Source organism: Thermobifida halotolerans, assembly GCF_003574835.2.
Taxonomy (GTDB): Bacteria; Actinomycetota; Actinomycetes; order Streptosporangiales; family Streptosporangiaceae; genus Thermobifida; species Thermobifida halotolerans.
This window is the reverse complement of the sequence record NZ_CP063196.1, coordinates 1,954,297-1,969,129: the sequence shown is the minus strand read 5'-3', so window position 1 is coordinate 1,969,129 and position 14,833 is coordinate 1,954,297. Positions and strand designations below refer to the sequence as shown.

The following is a 14,833-nucleotide window of genomic DNA, read 5'->3' as shown; positions in this document are numbered from 1 at the left end:
CCACGGGCACGCGCACCACCCCGCACTGGGGGCGGTGCGGGTGCCGCGCAGGACACGGCGGTGCGCCGGGCCCGCACCGCCTCACGGAGACGCGACGACCGTGTGGCGCTGCGTCCCCAACGGGTCGCCCCCCAGCTCCACCACGTCACCGGGGGCGAGGTAGGAGGGCGGATCGGAGGACATCCCCGTGCCCGCCGGCGTTCCCGTGTTGATCAGGTCACCGGGTTCCAGCACCATGAACTGGCTGAGGTAGTACACGAGGTGGGCGGGGGAGAAGACCATGTTCCTGGTGGACCCGTGCTGCCTGCGCTGCCCGTTCACCTCCAGCCACAGGCCCACGTCCGAGACGTCGGGGAGCTCGTCCCGGGTCACCAGGTAGGGGCCGCACGGGTTGAACGTGGCCGCGGACTTGCCCTTGCTCCACTGCCCGCCGCGTTCGAACTGGAGGAACCGCTCGGTGACGTCGTTGACGAGCACGTATCCGGCGATCGCCTCCTCCGCGGCCCGCTCGTCGGGCAGGTAGCTCACGCGGCGGCCGACGACGACGCCGAGCTCCACCTCCCAGTCGGTCCTGGTCGAGCCGCGGGGGAGGACCAGGGGGTCCTCGGGGCCCGTCAGGGTGTTGGGGGCCTTCGTGGCGAGCACCGGCTCCTCCGGCAGGCTCTGCCCGGTCGCCTGCGCGTGGTCGGTGTAGTTCAGCCCGATGCACAGGATCTGGTGGGGGCGCGCGACGGGCGCGCCCACCCGCTGCCCCGCCAGGGGCCGGGACGCCCCCGCGGCCAGCCGTTCGGCGACGGGGTCCGCGAGCAGGGCGGACCCACCCGCCTCGAAGAAGGCCGCGTCGAAGTCCTCGACGAGGTCGGAGACGTCGATGTATTGGTCCTTCCCGGCGTACACGGCCGGGATCTCCGCGCCGGCGCGGCCTACGCGCATAAGACGCATGGGGGATCTCCTCCTGGCGTTCCGGATCACATGGTGCGCAGGTGCGCCTCGACCGAGGCGACCTTGCCGTCGAGCGCGTCGGTCACGTTCGGACGGATGTCGGCCTTGAGGACCAGGGTGACCCTGCCGGATCCCTCTCCGGCCGCCTGGACCGCCTCCTTGACGACCCTCATGACCTCGTCCCACTCGCCTTCCACGGTGGTGAACATCGCGTCGGTGCGGTTGGGCAGTCCGCTGTCGCGCACGACCTTCACGGCTCGGGCGACAGCCGCTCCCACGGACTCGCCGATGTCGAGCGGGCTCACGGAGAACGCGACGAGCATGGTTCCTCCTCTGTGCTTTCCGCCGCCTCAGGCGACCACGGCGACGAGCGGAATGGTGATCAGTGAGAGCACACTGGTGACGACCACCGCCGCGGCGGCCTGCTGGGCTCCGGACTCCTTCTGCTGCGCCAGGACGTAGGCGGTCGCGGCGTTGGGCAGTCCGCACATCACGACGGTGGTGAACGCCCACACCTCGGGCATGGAGAAGACCCACGTGACCAGGCCGACCGCGACGAGCGGCATGACGGCGAGCTTCACCGCCACGGTGAACCCCAGTTCGGTCGGGCTCACGCTGCCCTCCTGGAGCGCCGTCACGGCCCGGCGCAGGGTGAGTCCGACCGCGAAGAGCGCTCCGGGCGCCGCGGCACCGCCGAGCATCTCGACCGTGTCGGCCACCGGGCCCGGCAACCGCAGGCCGAGGAGAGCGAAGAGCAGGCCGGCGACCACCGACAGGCTGACCGGGTTGAGGACGACGCTGCGGAAGATGGCCCGTCCCGTGCTCTCGCCTCCGGGGGCGGGGGAGCGCTCTTCGACCGCCACCGCGCCTTCTGCCCGTCCGCGCTGCTTCGCCGCGTTCACCACGCGCGAGCGCCGCACGGCCAGGGTGACGCACAGGGGGTAGAAGACCATGAAGAACATGTTGTGTATGAGCTGCCCCAGCGCCACGGGCAGCGCCGCCTGCGCCCCGACCGCGCTCACCAGCAGCGGGACGCCGAGGTAGGCGACGTTTCCGTAGCCCGCGAGCATCGACGTCGTCAGCGCCCGGGGCAGTTCCCGGCGGAACAGCGCCAGACCGCCGAGCAGTCCGATCACCGATCCGATGACCAGGTTGGTGAGGTTCGCCCCGATGAACGCCCACGAGATCCCGTCGGACAGTCCGGAGTTGACGACCGCCCCGAACAGCAGCGCGGGCAGGGCTATGTAGAAGACGAAGTCGTTGATGGCCTTCTGGGCGTTGCCCTGGAAGGACCCGAAATAGCTGGCCAGGTATCCGATGAGGACGATGGCGAACAGCGGGACCAGCGTCGACAGCAGCGGTCCGACCCCCATCAGAGGTCCACCCCCTAGACTCCGGCGGAAAGCGGCTTATCGGTATCTCTGCGGCGTCCTCGGCGGCGCGCCGGGCGGGTGAGTCCGTCCGGCGCGCCCGGGACAGGAGGGGTCAGACTCCGGCCTGCAGCGCCACCGCGGTGCTGCTGCGGTCCTGCAGCACCTCCAGAGCGACGTTGTGCACGGCGTCGAGTCGGACGATGTCGGTGTAGAACTCCCGGACCTGGTGGAGCAGCGCGTCGAAGCGCTCCCGCTTGGCCGGGTGGAGGGTGTCCTCCATGTAGCCCACGAGGCGCCGGGTGACCTCGGCGAGGAACTCCTCGTCCCGGAGGTACTCCTCGGGGAATCCGCTGTTCTCCAGCACCTGGGCGACCGTTGTCGGAAAGATCCCGATGGGGTTCAGGAAGTAGTCGACCGGTCGACTGACCCCCAGGTAGTCGGGGACGTTGACGATGCCCGCGTTCTCGTTGCGCACCAGCATGCCGCTGACCGGGCGGTAGACGTTCGGCAGCACCATGAAGACCTCCTCCGCGAGCGCCGCGGCTCGGGAGAGCTTCTCGGTGTCCAGGACGGTGCCGGCGACGCTGATGCGGCGCTCGGCGAAGATCTGGCTCAGCACCTCGACGTTCGCCAGTCCGGCGCGGTTGCCGAATCCGGCGACTCCGCCCTCGACCATCTGGAAGCCGTGGAAGATCGAAGCGAGGGAGTTGGCCAGCCCCAGCCCTCGGTCGTCGTGGGAGTGCAGGTAGAAGGTGATGTCCGGGTTGTCCTTGACCAGGTTCGAGGCCAGGACCGCCGTCGACTCCGGATACAGGGTGCCGATGGAGTCGTTCACCCGGACCAGGGAGATCCCCAACTGGCGGACGCGTTCGATCTGCTCGTTGATGAACGCGTACCGGTCCTCGTCGATCTCGTGCGAGAACGCGTTGAGGATGCTGGCGCGGAAGGAGCCGACACCGATGGAGGACAGCGCCTCGTGCGCCCGCTCCAGGAGTTTCTCGCTCTGGCGGTGCTCCACCATTCCCAGACTGACCTGGATCTTCGCCAGGTAGTCCCTGGGAATGATCTGGAGAGCCTCGCACAGCGGCTCCCATGTCTTCAGTGTCAGGTTGAAGACGAACTGCGTGTCCTCGGGAATCCGGCCGAGCAGGTGCTGCGAGTGGAGACAGCGGAGCAGGAATTTCGGTTCGGTGAGCCCCGAGCCGAGGTCGATGTCGCGGACACCCGCCTCCGCGAGGGCCTCGATGAGTTTCAGCTTGCTTTCGTCGTCGGCACCGTAGAGTGCCCTTTCGCCGCCTTCGCGCATGGTCTCGTCGGAGAGACCGACGATCTCGAAATCGGTGTATCGGGGAGTGTGTCCGGCTGGCATGGAAAGAGACAAGATCTTTTCCTTCGGTGAGTGCCCTGAAGGGCTGGCGACTGAACGGCGTTCTGGTTTCCTGCGGAAATGGTCCGAGAGATCCCCGCCGCCTTGACAGGGTGACTTCGAAGGCGCGACGACCTCTGTGAGGAGCGTCACACGGCTCAAGATCTGACAGTGGAGTTGTCGGACGCAAAAATCCGTCCGAACGGTCCGGAAAGGCTGAAGGTCCTCAGGCGCGATATTGCGATACTCTCTCCCTCTTTCGGCCCCCAGGATATTCGCCTTGCGGGGTGTGCCCTGTCAAGCGGGAAATGAATGAGAAATCGGCGGCGTCGTGAGAACTATTATTAACTTCTGATGAAAAAGCTGGACAGCGGGATGCCGTCTCCGATGGATTTTCCGGTGGCCGGATGCGGACAGCCGGGAATGGGGAGGAAAGTCCGCGGCCGCGGACCCAGGGGAGGGCAGGACACCGGTGAGGGCGCTGTGCCGGAGGGGGGTGCCGCCACCCCGTGGTGATCCGCCCCCGACCACCCCCGGGACCTCCTCGGCCCGGCCCCGGCTTCCCGGTGCCGCACCCGGGGCCGGGGTCCGCCGAGGCGGTCTCACGGCCCCGGCGGGAATCCCCGCCCGGTGGGGAGGGGAACGGGGGTTGACATCTGTTCCAGGTCTCATGACCAGACGTAGTCGTCTGTGGTCGTGTAATGGTGGCGTGAAGCTTTCGGAGTGGGCGCGCCAGCGGGGCGTGAGCTGTCAGACCGCGTGGCGGTGGGTGAGGAGCGGGCGCATGCCCGTGCCCGTCCACCAGGCGCCCTCCGGAACGTGGATCGTTGCGGAGCCTCCCCGGGCCGAGGGCCGCACGGTGGCCTACTGCCGGGTGGCCTCGGCTGAGCAGTAGGCCGAGTTGGACCGGCAGGTGTCCCGGGTCGTGCAGGAAGCCACCGCCCGGGGGTTCGCGGTGTGTGAGGTGGTCACCGAGGTCGGGTCCGGACTGAACGGGCGGCGCGGGAAGCTGCACCGGCTCCTGGGCGATGCCGGGGTGTCGGTGATCGTGGTCGAGCACCGTGACCGGCTGGCACGGTTCGGTGTCGAACACCTGGAATCGGCGCTGGCGGCGTGCGGGCGGCGCCTGGTCGTGCTGGACGCCGAGGAGACCGACGATGATCTGGTGCGGGACATGACCGAGGTGCTGACCGTGTTGTGTGCCCGCCTGTACGGGCACCCATCGGCCCGCGGGCGCGCCCAGGCCGCGATTGATGCGGCGACGGCGGTGGACGGATGAGCGCCAGGCCGAAGAAGGGGCGCGGGTTCGCGCCCGCGCCGGGGCGTGTGGTCCAGGCGTACCGGTTCGCTCTGGACCCGGGCGCCGAGGCTGGGGCGCGGCTCAGGTCGCACTGCGGGGCGGCGCGCGCCGCGTACAACTGGGCGGTGGCGCATGTGCTGGCCTCCTGGGAGCAGCGCCGCGCCGAGGAGTCCTACGGTATTGCCGAGGCCGACCGCACCCCGTGGCGGGCCTGGTCGCTGCCGGCTCTGCGCAGGGCGGGCAACGCCACCAGGAGGCATGATCCCCGGTTCTGTGACTGGTGGAGCGCAAATTCCAAGGAGGCGTACAACACCGGGTTCGCCGCCGCGGCGGCGGCGTTCGACCACTACGCCCGCTCCAGGCGCGGCGAGCGCGCCGGAGCGCCGGTGGGCCGCCCCCGGTTCACGTCCAAGCACCGGGCTCGCCTGGCGTGTCGGTTCACCACCGGCGCCCTCCGTGTCGCCGATGACCGGCGGCACGTGGTGCTGCCCGTGATCGGCCGGATCCGCACCCACGAGAACACCCGCAGGCTGCATCGCCGCCTCGCGAACGGCAGTGCGCGGATCCTGTCAGCAACCGTCTGCCACACTCGGGGCCGCTGGTTCGTGTCCTTCCAGGTCGAGGTCGAACGCGCCACCGCCACCCCCGGGCGGCCCGGGGCGGTGGCCGGTGTGGACCTGGGGGTGCGGACCCTCGCGGTGGTCGCCGACACGAGCGGGCGGGTCCGCCACGTCGCCAACCCCCGCCACCTGGAGGGTGAGCTGAAGCGGTTGCGCCGCGCCTGCCGCACGGTGTCGCGCCGCCGCGGCCCCGACCGGCGTAGTCGTCAGGAGGCGTCGAGGCGGTGGCGCAGGGCCGACGCCGAACGCAACCGCATCCATGATCGGGTCGCCAACCTGCGCACCGACGCGCTGCACCAGCTCACCACGTTTCTGGCCCGCGAGTACGGGACGGTGGTGGTGGAAGACCTGAACGTGGCGGGGATGCTGGCCAACCGGCGCCTGTCCCGTGTGGTCGCGGATGCCGGGTTCGGTGAGATCCGCCGCCAGCTCGCCTACAAGACCGCGTGGAACGGGGGACGGCTCATCGTGGCGGACCGGTGGTTCGCCTCGTCCAAGACGTGCAGCGGATGCGGGGCGGCGAAAGCCAGGCTTGCCCTGTCGTGCGCACCTTCACCTGCGACGCCTGTGGCCTGGTGGTGGATCGGGACCACAACGCCGCACGGAACCTCGCCGCTTGGGTGGCCAGCACGACCGGTACCGGAGTGGCCGGAGACCGGGACACGCCAGTGTCGAAGCCTCGCAGAGCCGACCCTAAGACCCGCACTCCCCGCCCCGGCCTGAGGGCCGGGGCGGGGCGGGCCGGTGGCGCAGAACCGCGTGCGCGGAAGGAAGCGAGAGACCGTCGTCAGGACACCCAACCCCCGTTGTGGTGACACCGGCACGGACCTTCCGTGCAGAAATGCGCGGAATGCTGATATCCGACCACGGAATCAGCAACGGTCAACGGGATGTGTCGAGCAGTTGGCGCAGGAGCGCGTCGGCGGCCCACGACCGCCAGCGCTCGTGCGTCCAGCCCCGCACGCGCACCAGCAGGTGGTAGGTCTCCGGACTCAGCAGCGCCAGGGCGATGTCGGCGGCGTCGTCGACGCCCATGCCGCCGCGCAGCGGCGCCTTGCGCGCCAGCGCCTCGGCGAGGACGCGTTGGACGGTGTGCCGCTGCTCGACGTTGGTGTTCCAGACCTCGGCCAGGTCGGGGTCGGTGGCCGCGGCACTGCGCACCACGTCCAGCAGTGGCGCGGCGCGCAGGTGGATGTCGCCCGCCCCGGCCACCTGCAGTCGGACCTGCTCGGCGGGGTCGGGGGTGTCCAGTGCGGCGCGCACCCACGGCCGCTCCAGCGTGGGGACCGGGGCGTCGTCGCCGGCCACGGCCACGTCGAGGGCGCGGGTGAGGACGGCGCGCTTGGTGCCGAAGGAGTAGTACACGGTCTGCTCGCCGACCCCCGCCTCGGCGGCGATGGCGCCGATGCTCGTGGCGGTGTAGCCGGAGGCGGTGAACAGTCGGGTGGCCGCGGCGAGGATGCGGGCGCGGGTGGCCCGGGCACGGGCGGCGCGTCCGTCTCCGCGGTCGGTGGCCGCGCGGGACGGGCGGCGCGGAGCCGGTTGTGACGTCTCACTCATGAACTTGACTATAGTGCCACTACGAAAACATTCTTGTAGTGTGACTACGAAAACATGGAGTCGGGGTGGGCCGCTCACCCCGCCACCGCTCACCCCGGTCGGACTCGCCGTCCTTCTCGAAGTGCCGGTCGTCAACGTCGCACTGCCGGAGACGGCCGCGGCGCTCGCCCTCTCCGCCCCCGCGGCGCGCGCTGCGCCCGAGGGGCGGTCCGGAACCGTATCGGGCCTGCCCAACACCGGACGGCGGCTGGGGGCGACCTTCGGCGCCACGGGACCGCTCCTCGCCGCCGCTCCCGAAGGGACCGGGAAGCCGTGAACCGCGTCGTCGTCATCGGCGGATACGGTGCCGTCGGCCGCGAGGCCGCCACCGCGCTCACCCGGCTCCTGCCCGGCGCGACGGTTGTCGTCGCCGGACGCCACCCGGACCGGGCCCGACCGGTCCCCGGAACCGAGGCGCTGCGCCTGGACGCCTCCGACCCGGCCGACGTGGCCCGGGCCGTGGCGGGCGCCGACGCCGTCCTCATGTGCGTCGACCGGGACAACCCCCGGGTGGCCCGGACCTGTCTGGAAGGGGGCGTCCACTACCTGGACGTCTCTGCCGACCACCGCCTGCTCTCAGCGGTCCGCGCCCTCGACGGCCTGGCCCGGGAGCGCGGAGCGGCGGCACTGCTCAGCGTCGGCCTGGTGCCCGGGGTGACCAACCTGCTGGCCAAGCACTGCGTCGCCCGCTCGGGGGCGCGGGAGGTGCGCGTCGGCGTGCTGCTGGGCGCGGGCGAGGAGCACGGCCCCGCGGCCCTCGACTGGACCCTGGACGGCCTGGCCGGACCGCCCGGCTCGTGGCGCGAGGACTTCCCCCCGCCCCACGGGCGGCGCACCGTCCGCCGGTTCCCCTTCTCCGACCAGTACACCCTGCCCGACACGCTCGGGATCGAGGACGCCCGGACCGGGCTGTGCCTGGACTCGCGCGCCGCCACCGCGCTGCTCGCGGCGGGCGGTCGACCCGCGGTCGCCCGTCTGCTGCGGCACCCCCGGATACGCGGCGTCCTCCTGGCCGTGCTGGGCGGGCTCCACGTCGGCGGCGACGGGTTCGCCGTGACCGCCGTCGCCGGGACGGCGCGGGCGGCGTTCGGCGGGCACCGGCAGAGCCGCGCCACCGGCCTGGCCGCCGCGCTCCTCGCCCGGCGGCTGCCCGACCTGCCCGCCGGAGTGCGGCACGTCGAGCAGGCCGTCGATCCCGTCGAGTTCCTCACCGAGCTCGCGGCCCACGGTTTCACCCTCGACCTCGGCGAGTAGGGGAGGCGCGGCGGCCGGAACACCCCTGCGGAGCGTCCCGGCCGCCGCGCCTCCCCGCCGCCTGCCGCCCGGGGCGGAACCGGTCAGACCCCGAACGCGGCCGGATAGGCGATGACGCCGGAGGGGACGGGACGGGTCGGGTCCAGGGCGAGGCCCATCATCGCCTCGTCGGGAACCTCGAAGGGCGGGCGGATGCCCCAGCGCGAGGCCGGAGCGAACCCGAACCTCGGGTAGTAGTCGGCGTGCCCGAGGACGAGAACGAGGTTCTCGCCCCTGGCGCGGGCGGCCGCCAGACCGGCGCGAATGGCGGAGGTTCCCGCGCCCCTGCGCTGGTGGGCGGGCAGCACCGCGCAGGGGGCGAGCGCCAGCGCGGGGTGGCCGTCCACGTGGCAGCGGGTGAACAGGACGTGCCCGACGAGGGCGCCGTCAGGAGCCTGGACCACCAGGGACAGACCGGGAATCCACGCGTCGGCGTCGCCGCGCAGGGCGTCGACCAGGTCGGCCTCCTCGGCGGTGGGGAAGGCGGCCAGGTGGATGTCCCGGACCGCGGCGGCGTCCCCGGGGGCCTCGGCGCGGACGGTCCAGGTGGCGGGCCCGGCCGCACCGTTCTGCGCCGCGGTGTCGGGGCGCAGGACGTAGCCGGTGTAGCGGTAGTGCGCGCCGTGCTCGCGCCGCAGGGCGATCTCCTCCCGCAGCGCGGCGACGGCCCGGGCCATCCCGGGCCGGGTGGGATCGGCCGTCGCGATCCGCTCGGTGAGCGGGGTGTAGTACTCCCGCCACCAGTCGTCGTCGGGAAGCGGCCACAGGGCGTCCACCCGGTAGCCTGCGGCCTCCGCCGCCGAGACGTTGCCCCGCGTGGTACGCAGCGGGTAGACGCCCTCCCAGAAGTCGCGCGCCTTCCGGGAGGGCGCGCAGGTGGCCCACTCGATCTCGGTGACGACCAGGACGCCGCCGGGGGCGAGCAGGCGGCGCCACGCCCTCAGGGCGGTGTCGAAGCCGATGGTGTAGACCGACCCCTCGGCCCAGACCGCGTCGAAGCTGTGGTCGGGGTGGGGCAGGTCCGCCATCGAGCGGTTGAGCGTGGTGACGCGCTCGGTCAGGCCGTGCCGTGCCGCGGCGGCGTCCAGTTCGTCGAGGAAGGGCTGGTGCAGGTCGACGGCGACGACGTCCGCGTCGGCCTCGGCGGCCAGCAGCAGGGCGGAGCGGCCGGGGCCGCACCCCGCGTCCAGCACGCGGGGACGCGGCGGCAGCGGACCGGCGAGCTCCAACAGACGGCGGGTCGTGGCGTCCGATCCCGGCCCCTGGCGGGGCAGGGCGCGGTGCAGGGCGAAGAAGGCCTCGGTGACGGAATCGACTGAAGGTTCGGACAATGTGTACCCCTGAGGAAAGGGGCCCCGATGCACACGTGGGCGACCGTCCGCGCCGACGGGATCGGCGGGCGGAGAACTCAGGTCAGACCGGGGCCCGGGACGTGAGGATGGTCCGGGCACTGCGCAGGGCAGCGGTCCACACGGCAACCATCAACCCACCTCCCCTTCTGTCCGTGACCGGCCAGGGGCCGTCCGACGGGACGAACGTACCACACGCGGTCGGCGCCGGGACCGCCGTCGACGTCCACGCGGTGATCGCCCCCGGTCGGGGCCGCGCGGTCTCTTCGGGGCATCCCGCCCGTTCCCCGCGCTCGGCCACCAACGCCGGGAAGCCGGGCGGGCGGGGCGTTGCACCCCGGCGTCCGAGGCGGCCCGCCACGGGCTGGCGCCGGAGTGGGAGGCGCCCCCGGAGCCGACCCACCCGCGCCCCCACAGACGAACGGGCCGGAAGAACATCGGACACCGCAATCCGGCACCCCCTCTGGCGCGGGCCGGTCCGGAAAGCGCGGGAGGGTGGAGGCGCGGGCGGACGCGGCGCCGGGGGTGCCCTGACCGCCCACCCACCCCGGACGCCTGCCTGGAATGCCGCGCCCCTCCCCCTGACTTTCCGGCACTGGTTTGGACACCCCGACTCCGGTTATCTGTTGTGCCTCTCCGCGCGTTCACCGGACGACCGGCAACAGGAGGGTCGCCACGCGCCGCGGACGAGGAGAACCCTGTGAGGAGGTCGACCACGGATGCTGGTGGTGGGAATCAAACCCGGCCATGACGGGTCGATGGCGGTGATCGAGGATGGGGAACTGACGCTGGCGCTGGAGTCGGAGAAGGACTCCTTCGCACGCCACTGGCACCTGGCCCCCACGACACTGCTCCGGGTGGCCGAGCGGGTCGGCAGGATTCCCGACGTCGTCGCCCTGGGCGGATGGCGCGTGGTGGGCGGCTCCGGACACCGGTCCGTCGGTGTCGGCTACCACGACCCCAACCGCACCCAGCAGCGGCGGATGCGGTTCTTCGGCGGGGAGACGACCTACTTCTCCTCCTCCCACGTCCGCTCGCACATCATGTCGGCGATCGGGATGGCGCCGCGGAAGACGCACCCGCAGCAGGCCGTCCTCGTCTGGGAGGGCATCACCGGCGGCTTCTACTTGGTGGACGACGGCTTCCGCGTCGTCCGCGAGATCCCGGTCCTCACTGAGCCGGGAGCGCGCTACGCGTTCCTGTTCGCCGTCGCCGATCCGGCGTTCCCCGACCACGGGGCGATCCCCGACCTCGCCGTCAGCGGAAAACTCATGGCGCTGGCCGCCTACGGCGACGCCGACTCCGCCGACGAGCGGATCACGGAGGCGGTGGAGCGCATCCTCGCGGTCGACACCATCTACCCCGCCCCCAAGGCGTCCTTCCGCGACGCCCCCTTCCACAACGCGGGAGTGGAGTCGGAGGCCGCCAAGACCGCCGCGGCACTGCTGAACCGGCGGATCTTTGAGGTGTTCGCCGACGCGGCCAAGGAGCACCTGCCGCCCGGCCTGCCGCTGCGCGTCGCGGGAGGCTGCGGCCTCAACTGCGACTGGAACACGCTGTGGCGCAGGTCCGGCTACTTCTCGTCGGTGTTCGTCCCGCCGTGCCCCAACGACTCGGGGTCGGCGATCGGCACCGCGATCGACGCGCTGTGCGCGGCCACCGGCGACCCCCACGTCGACTGGAGCGTCTACAGCGGCCTGGAGTTCGAGTGGGACGCCGACCCGGATCCCCGCACCTGGACCAGGACCCCGCTGGACCACGGCGCGCTCGCGGACGCGATCGCCGCCGGAGACGTCGTCGCCTGGGTGCGCGGCAGGTGGGAGATCGGTCCGCGGGCGCTGGGCAACCGGTCGATCCTCGCCGAACCCTTCCGCGCGGCCACCCGCGACCGGCTCAACACGATCAAGCAGCGTGAGAGCTACCGCCCCATCGCGCCGTGCTGCCGCGCAGAGGACACGGGACGGGTCTTCGTCGAGGACTTCGCCGACCCGTACATGCTCTACTTCCGCAGGCTGCGCTCCCCCGACGTGCGGGCGGTCACGCACGTCGACGGGACGGCGCGGGCACAGACCGTGCGCCGCGAGGACAACGCGCCGCTGCACGCGCTGCTCTCGGCGTTCGCCGCACGCCACGGCGTGGGCGTCCTGTGCAACACGTCGTTGAACTTCAAGGGCATGGGCTTCATCAACCGCATGTCCGACCTGGTCGAGTTCTGCGAGGCCCGCGGCCTGGACGGCATGGTGGTCGACGGCGTCTGGTTCCGCCGCGGCGACCGCGCCCCCGCCGTCGGGCCCGCGGCGGCGGGATGAGCCCCGGAGCCGGGGAGGACGTCAAGGAGTCGGCTCCCCGTCGGCCGACCACCACCGGATCGCTTCGGCGGCCACCTCGGGCGGAACCTCGTGGCCGCCGGGAAACTCCCGGTAGGTGACCGGATATCCGGCCTCCTCCAGGTCGGGGACGAGGCGGCGGCTGCACGTGTTGACGGGCAGCACCCGGTCGCCGACGCCGTGCGAGACGAAGATCCGGGGACGGCCGTGGCGCAGCAGCGGGGCCGAGAAGCCGGGGGAGAAGGCGAGCACCGCGCCGAAGAGGTCCCCGTTGGCCACGCCCAGCGACAGCGCGTAGGAGGCGCCGTCGGAGAACCCGGCCACCGCCACCCCGGACGGAACCGCCGCGAAGCGCGCGAAGACCTCCGCCAGCGCCGCGTCGATCCGGACCACGTCGGGACCGTAGCCGCCCACGATCACGTCCCACGTCGAGTCGGCGGCCCGCGGGGCGAGCAGCAGCAGCCGCGCGTCCTCGGCGTGCGGGGCCAGCCACTCCAGGGCCTGCTCGGCGGTACCGCCCGCACCGTGCAGGACCACGGCCAGCCGGTGCGGTCCCGGGGCGGCGGGAACGCGCAGCAGCGCGCCTCCGGCCACGGGGTGGACGCCCGGGGGCCACGGAGCCGCCGGGGCGGGGGACGGACGGGCGGCCAGTCGGCCGTGTCGCGTGTTCTCCTCCGGTGCCCGGTGGGCGGGAGCCTCTTCCGGAACCGACATCGCGGTCTCCTTCCGTCGTCTTCTCCGCTCACCACGGAGCCTGCCCCCGAGGTCGGCGCTCCAACCGGCGGTTTCTCGTTTGCCGACGGGCGCGGAGGGGCAGCGCGTCCACGGAAGAACCCGGAAGCCGGACACGGACCGGCCGACGCGGCCGACGTCGGTGGTCCGGAAGGTGTTCCCCGGGCATCCGAAGCATGTCCGCGCCGGTACCGGACCTGGCCTGTCACGAAGGAGACGACCATGGAGATCGGGTTCCACGCCTCCCACGAGCAGTTCCCGCCGTCACGGCTGCTGGGTCTCGCCCGCCGGGCCGAGGCGGCGGGGTTCGCCGCGGTGCTCTCCTCCGACCACGTCGCCCCGTGGAGTGAGCGGCAGGGGCAGTCCGGGTTCGCCTGGACGTGGCTGGGCGCGGCGATGGCGCAGACCTCCCTGCCGTACGGCGTCGTCACAGCCGTCGGAGGCAGGTACCACCCGGTTGTCGTCGCGCAGGCCGTCGCCACGCTCGCGGAGATGTTCCCGGGGCGCTTCGCCGTGGCACTCGGCTCCGGACAGGCGCTCAACGAGCACGTGACCGGGCAGATGTGGCCCCGCAAACCGGTGCGCAACGCGCGGCTGCGGGAGTGCGCCGACATCGTGCGGCGGCTTCTGGCAGGGCGGACGGTCGACCACGACGGCCTGGTGACGGTGCGGGCCGCGCGCGTCCACACCCTGCCCGAACGGCGGCCGCCCCTGCTGGCCGCGGCACTCACCCCGCAGACCGCACGCGAGGTGGCGTCCTGGGCGGACGGGCTCGTCACGGTCAACGCACCCCTGGACCGGCTCCGTCAGGTCATCGACGCGTTCCGCGAGGGCGGCGGCGAGGGCAGGCCGGTCCACGTGCAGGTGCACCTGTCGTGGGCCGAGAACGAGGAACTGGTCCGCGCGCAGGCCGTGGACCAGTGGCGCCTCAACGCCCTCCCACCGATGCTGAACGAGGAACTGGAACTGCCCGAGCAGTTCGACGCCGCCACGGCACACATTCCCGGCGAGGCGCTGCGCAGCAGCGTCGTCATGTCCGCCGATCCCCGTCGGCACGCGGAGGTACTGGCCTCCTACGCCGACCTGGGGGTCGAACGTGTCTACCTGCACCAGGTCGGCCTGGACCAGGAGCGCTTCCTCGACGTCTTCGGCGAGCGGGTGCTCACCGAGGTGAACGCCTGACGTGCCGTGTCCGCGGGTCGGTGGCCGCGCGGCGCGGGCGGCGGAATCCCCGCCGGACAGCAGAGTGCGGGCCCGGCAGGAGACTGCCGGGCCCGCGTTCTGCTGTCCTGGGCTACCTGCTGCCGCCGGAGAGGGCTTCGAGCAGCTCCTCCTTGCGCATCCCGGAGCGGCCCTGGATGCCCTGCTCCTCGGCGCGCTGCTGGAGCTGCTCCACGGTCAGGTTCGCGAGGTCGCCGTACTTCCCGCGTTTCTCCTCAAGACGGCGGTCACCGTGCTGGGCGCGAGCGTTCTCGCTGTTCTGCTCCTTGGCCACGGTTCCTCCCAGTGCTGCTTGTCGTGGGTTTTGCGGCCGCCCCGGCACGGTGGCCGTGCCGGGGCGGCCGACGGGTCAGCGTCCCTTGCCGGTGAGGGTTTCGAGCAGTTCCTCCTTGCGCAGGCCGGACGGCGACTTGACGCCCTGCTGGCGCGCTCGCTCCTGCAGTTCGTCGACGGTGAGGTTGGCGAGGTCGCCGTACTTCTCCCGCAGCGCCTCCACACGCTGGTCACCGTGCTGGGCGTGCGGGTTCTGGTGCTCGGCCATGCCATCTCCTTTCGAAGCGGTCACCGAGGCGCCGGGCGGCGTCTCGGTGACCGCTCCTACCGCCAGCCCTGGCTGGTACGTCCAAGAGCAGCAAAAAGCAGACATAAATGCCTCAATCGGTCTTCCGGGGAAGGGTGGGAAGCGGCCCCGCCCATGACCGGGGACACCGC

Annotated in this window: 14 protein-coding genes and 3 pseudogenes; 7 read left to right on the top strand and 10 right to left on the bottom strand. The window is 72.1% G+C overall.

What is annotated here, in order from left to right; all coding sequences use genetic code 11:
- Window positions 1-81: 81 nt before the first annotated feature.
- From NI17_RS08725 to NI17_RS08710, 4 genes are all read right to left on the bottom strand, one after another.
- Window positions 82-942: a fumarylacetoacetate hydrolase family protein gene (locus NI17_RS08725; protein WP_068691799.1), complete on the bottom strand. Its 861-nt coding sequence runs from the start codon at window positions 940-942 to the stop codon at window positions 82-84.
- Window positions 943-968: 26 nt separating this feature from the next.
- A complete protein-coding gene (locus NI17_RS08720; RefSeq protein ID WP_119267648.1) occupies window positions 969-1,265 on the bottom strand; it encodes an MTH1187 family thiamine-binding protein in 297 nt (98 codons plus the stop codon).
- Between the two features lie 27 nt (window positions 1,266-1,292).
- Window positions 1,293-2,315: an AEC family transporter gene (locus NI17_RS08715; protein WP_068691803.1), complete on the bottom strand. Its 1,023-nt coding sequence runs from the start codon at window positions 2,313-2,315 to the stop codon at window positions 1,293-1,295.
- A gap of 112 nt (window positions 2,316-2,427) precedes the next feature.
- Window positions 2,428-3,696, bottom strand: coding sequence for a beta/alpha barrel domain-containing protein (locus NI17_RS08710; RefSeq protein ID WP_199860059.1), 1,269 nt, complete (start codon window positions 3,694-3,696; stop codon window positions 2,428-2,430).
- Between the two features lie 694 nt (window positions 3,697-4,390).
- On the opposite strand from NI17_RS08710, the pseudogene NI17_RS08705 reads away from it, so the two are divergent.
- The 3 genes and pseudogenes from NI17_RS08705 (at window position 4,391) to NI17_RS24655 (ending at window position 6,416) form a co-directional block, all read left to right on the top strand.
- Window positions 4,391-4,960: pseudogene (locus NI17_RS08705) on the top strand (IS607 family transposase).
- A pseudogene (gene tnpB, locus NI17_RS08700) lies at window positions 4,957-6,087 on the top strand (IS607 family element RNA-guided endonuclease TnpB); the annotation flags it as partial. The pseudogenes NI17_RS08705 and tnpB, both read left to right, overlap by 4 nt.
- Window positions 6,088-6,110: 23 nt before the next feature.
- Entirely contained in the window at window positions 6,111-6,416 is a 306-nt protein-coding gene (locus NI17_RS24655) for a zinc ribbon domain-containing protein (RefSeq protein WP_267887201.1), read from the top strand.
- Window positions 6,417-6,483: 67 nt separating this feature from the next.
- Here the strand turns inward: NI17_RS24655 and NI17_RS08695 are convergent, their stop codons facing one another.
- Entirely contained in the window at window positions 6,484-7,161 is a 678-nt protein-coding gene (locus tag NI17_RS08695) for a TetR/AcrR family transcriptional regulator (RefSeq protein WP_068691806.1), read from the bottom strand.
- Window positions 7,162-7,201: 40 nt separating this feature from the next.
- Between NI17_RS08695 and NI17_RS08690 the strand changes: the two genes are divergently transcribed.
- Both NI17_RS08690 and NI17_RS08685 read left to right on the top strand, forming a co-directional pair.
- Window positions 7,202-7,477, top strand: coding sequence for a hypothetical protein (locus NI17_RS08690; RefSeq protein ID WP_147416866.1), 276 nt, complete (start codon window positions 7,202-7,204; stop codon window positions 7,475-7,477).
- Entirely contained in the window at window positions 7,474-8,454 is a 981-nt protein-coding gene (locus NI17_RS08685; protein ID WP_068691810.1) for a saccharopine dehydrogenase family protein, read from the top strand. The genes NI17_RS08690 and NI17_RS08685 overlap by 4 nt, the downstream gene beginning before the upstream one ends.
- Before the next feature lie 83 nt (window positions 8,455-8,537).
- Here the strand turns inward: NI17_RS08685 and NI17_RS08680 are convergent, their stop codons facing one another.
- Both NI17_RS08680 and NI17_RS24650 read right to left on the bottom strand, forming a co-directional pair.
- Window positions 8,538-9,170 carry a GNAT family N-acetyltransferase gene (locus NI17_RS08680; RefSeq protein ID WP_234401959.1) on the bottom strand — a complete coding sequence of 211 codons (633 nt, stop codon included), beginning with the start codon at window positions 9,168-9,170 and terminating at the stop codon, window positions 8,538-8,540.
- A 159-nt stretch (window positions 9,171-9,329) separates the two neighbouring features.
- Window positions 9,330-9,686, bottom strand: a pseudogene (locus NI17_RS24650) (SAM-dependent methyltransferase); the annotation flags it as partial.
- An 875-nt stretch (window positions 9,687-10,561) separates the two neighbouring features.
- On the opposite strand from NI17_RS24650, the gene NI17_RS08670 reads away from it, so the two are divergent.
- Window positions 10,562-12,151: a carbamoyltransferase C-terminal domain-containing protein gene (locus tag NI17_RS08670; RefSeq protein ID WP_068691814.1), complete on the top strand. Its 1,590-nt coding sequence runs from the start codon at window positions 10,562-10,564 to the stop codon at window positions 12,149-12,151.
- A 21-nt stretch (window positions 12,152-12,172) separates the two neighbouring features.
- On the opposite strand, the gene NI17_RS08665 is transcribed toward NI17_RS08670, so the two are convergent.
- Window positions 12,173-12,883, bottom strand: a complete 711-nt coding sequence (locus NI17_RS08665) for an alpha/beta hydrolase (protein WP_068691816.1) — start codon at window positions 12,881-12,883, stop codon at window positions 12,173-12,175.
- Window positions 12,884-13,123: 240 nt separating this feature from the next.
- Here NI17_RS08665 and NI17_RS08660 point away from each other — a divergent pair, with 240 nt between their 5' ends.
- Window positions 13,124-14,083, top strand: a complete 960-nt coding sequence (locus NI17_RS08660) for a TIGR03885 family FMN-dependent LLM class oxidoreductase (RefSeq protein ID WP_068691818.1) — start codon at window positions 13,124-13,126, stop codon at window positions 14,081-14,083.
- A gap of 112 nt (window positions 14,084-14,195) precedes the next feature.
- Here NI17_RS08660 and NI17_RS08655 read toward each other — a convergent pair whose 3' ends face one another.
- Together NI17_RS08655 and NI17_RS08650 are read right to left on the bottom strand one after the other, a co-directional pair.
- Window positions 14,196-14,396 (bottom strand): Rho termination factor N-terminal domain-containing protein, encoded by a 201-nt coding sequence (locus tag NI17_RS08655; protein WP_068691820.1) that lies wholly within the window; start codon window positions 14,394-14,396, stop codon window positions 14,196-14,198.
- A 75-nt stretch (window positions 14,397-14,471) separates the two neighbouring features.
- On the bottom strand, window positions 14,472-14,663 hold the full coding sequence (locus NI17_RS08650; RefSeq protein ID WP_068691822.1) for a Rho termination factor N-terminal domain-containing protein: 192 nt from the start codon (window positions 14,661-14,663) through the stop codon (window positions 14,472-14,474).
- Between the last annotated feature and the right edge of the window lie 170 nt (window positions 14,664-14,833).

What these genes read in the sequence shown, in the direction of transcription:
- NI17_RS08725 (WP_068691799.1), bottom strand. Translation starts at nt 942, where the DNA reads ATGCGTCTTATGCGCGTAGGCCGCGCCGGCGCGGAGATCCCGGCCGTG.
- NI17_RS08720 (WP_119267648.1), bottom strand. Translation starts at nt 1,265, where the DNA reads ATGCTCGTCGCGTTCTCCGTGAGCCCGCTCGACATCGGCGAGTCCGTG.
- NI17_RS08715 (WP_068691803.1), bottom strand. Translation starts at nt 2,315, where the DNA reads ATGGGGGTCGGACCGCTGCTGTCGACGCTGGTCCCGCTGTTCGCCATC.
- NI17_RS24655 (WP_267887201.1), top strand. Translation starts at nt 6,111, where the DNA reads ATGCGGGGCGGCGAAAGCCAGGCTTGCCCTGTCGTGCGCACCTTCACC.
- NI17_RS08695 (WP_068691806.1), bottom strand. Translation starts at nt 7,161, where the DNA reads ATGAGTGAGACGTCACAACCGGCTCCGCGCCGCCCGTCCCGCGCGGCC.
- NI17_RS08680 (WP_234401959.1), bottom strand. Translation starts at nt 9,170, where the DNA reads ATGGCCCGGGCCGTCGCCGCGCTGCGGGAGGAGATCGCCCTGCGGCGC.
- NI17_RS08670 (WP_068691814.1), top strand. Translation starts at nt 10,562, where the DNA reads ATGCTGGTGGTGGGAATCAAACCCGGCCATGACGGGTCGATGGCGGTG.
- NI17_RS08665 (WP_068691816.1), bottom strand. Translation starts at nt 12,883, where the DNA reads ATGTCGGTTCCGGAAGAGGCTCCCGCCCACCGGGCACCGGAGGAGAAC.
- NI17_RS08660 (WP_068691818.1), top strand. Translation starts at nt 13,124, where the DNA reads ATGGAGATCGGGTTCCACGCCTCCCACGAGCAGTTCCCGCCGTCACGG.
- NI17_RS08650 (WP_068691822.1), bottom strand. Translation starts at nt 14,663, where the DNA reads ATGGCCGAGCACCAGAACCCGCACGCCCAGCACGGTGACCAGCGTGTG.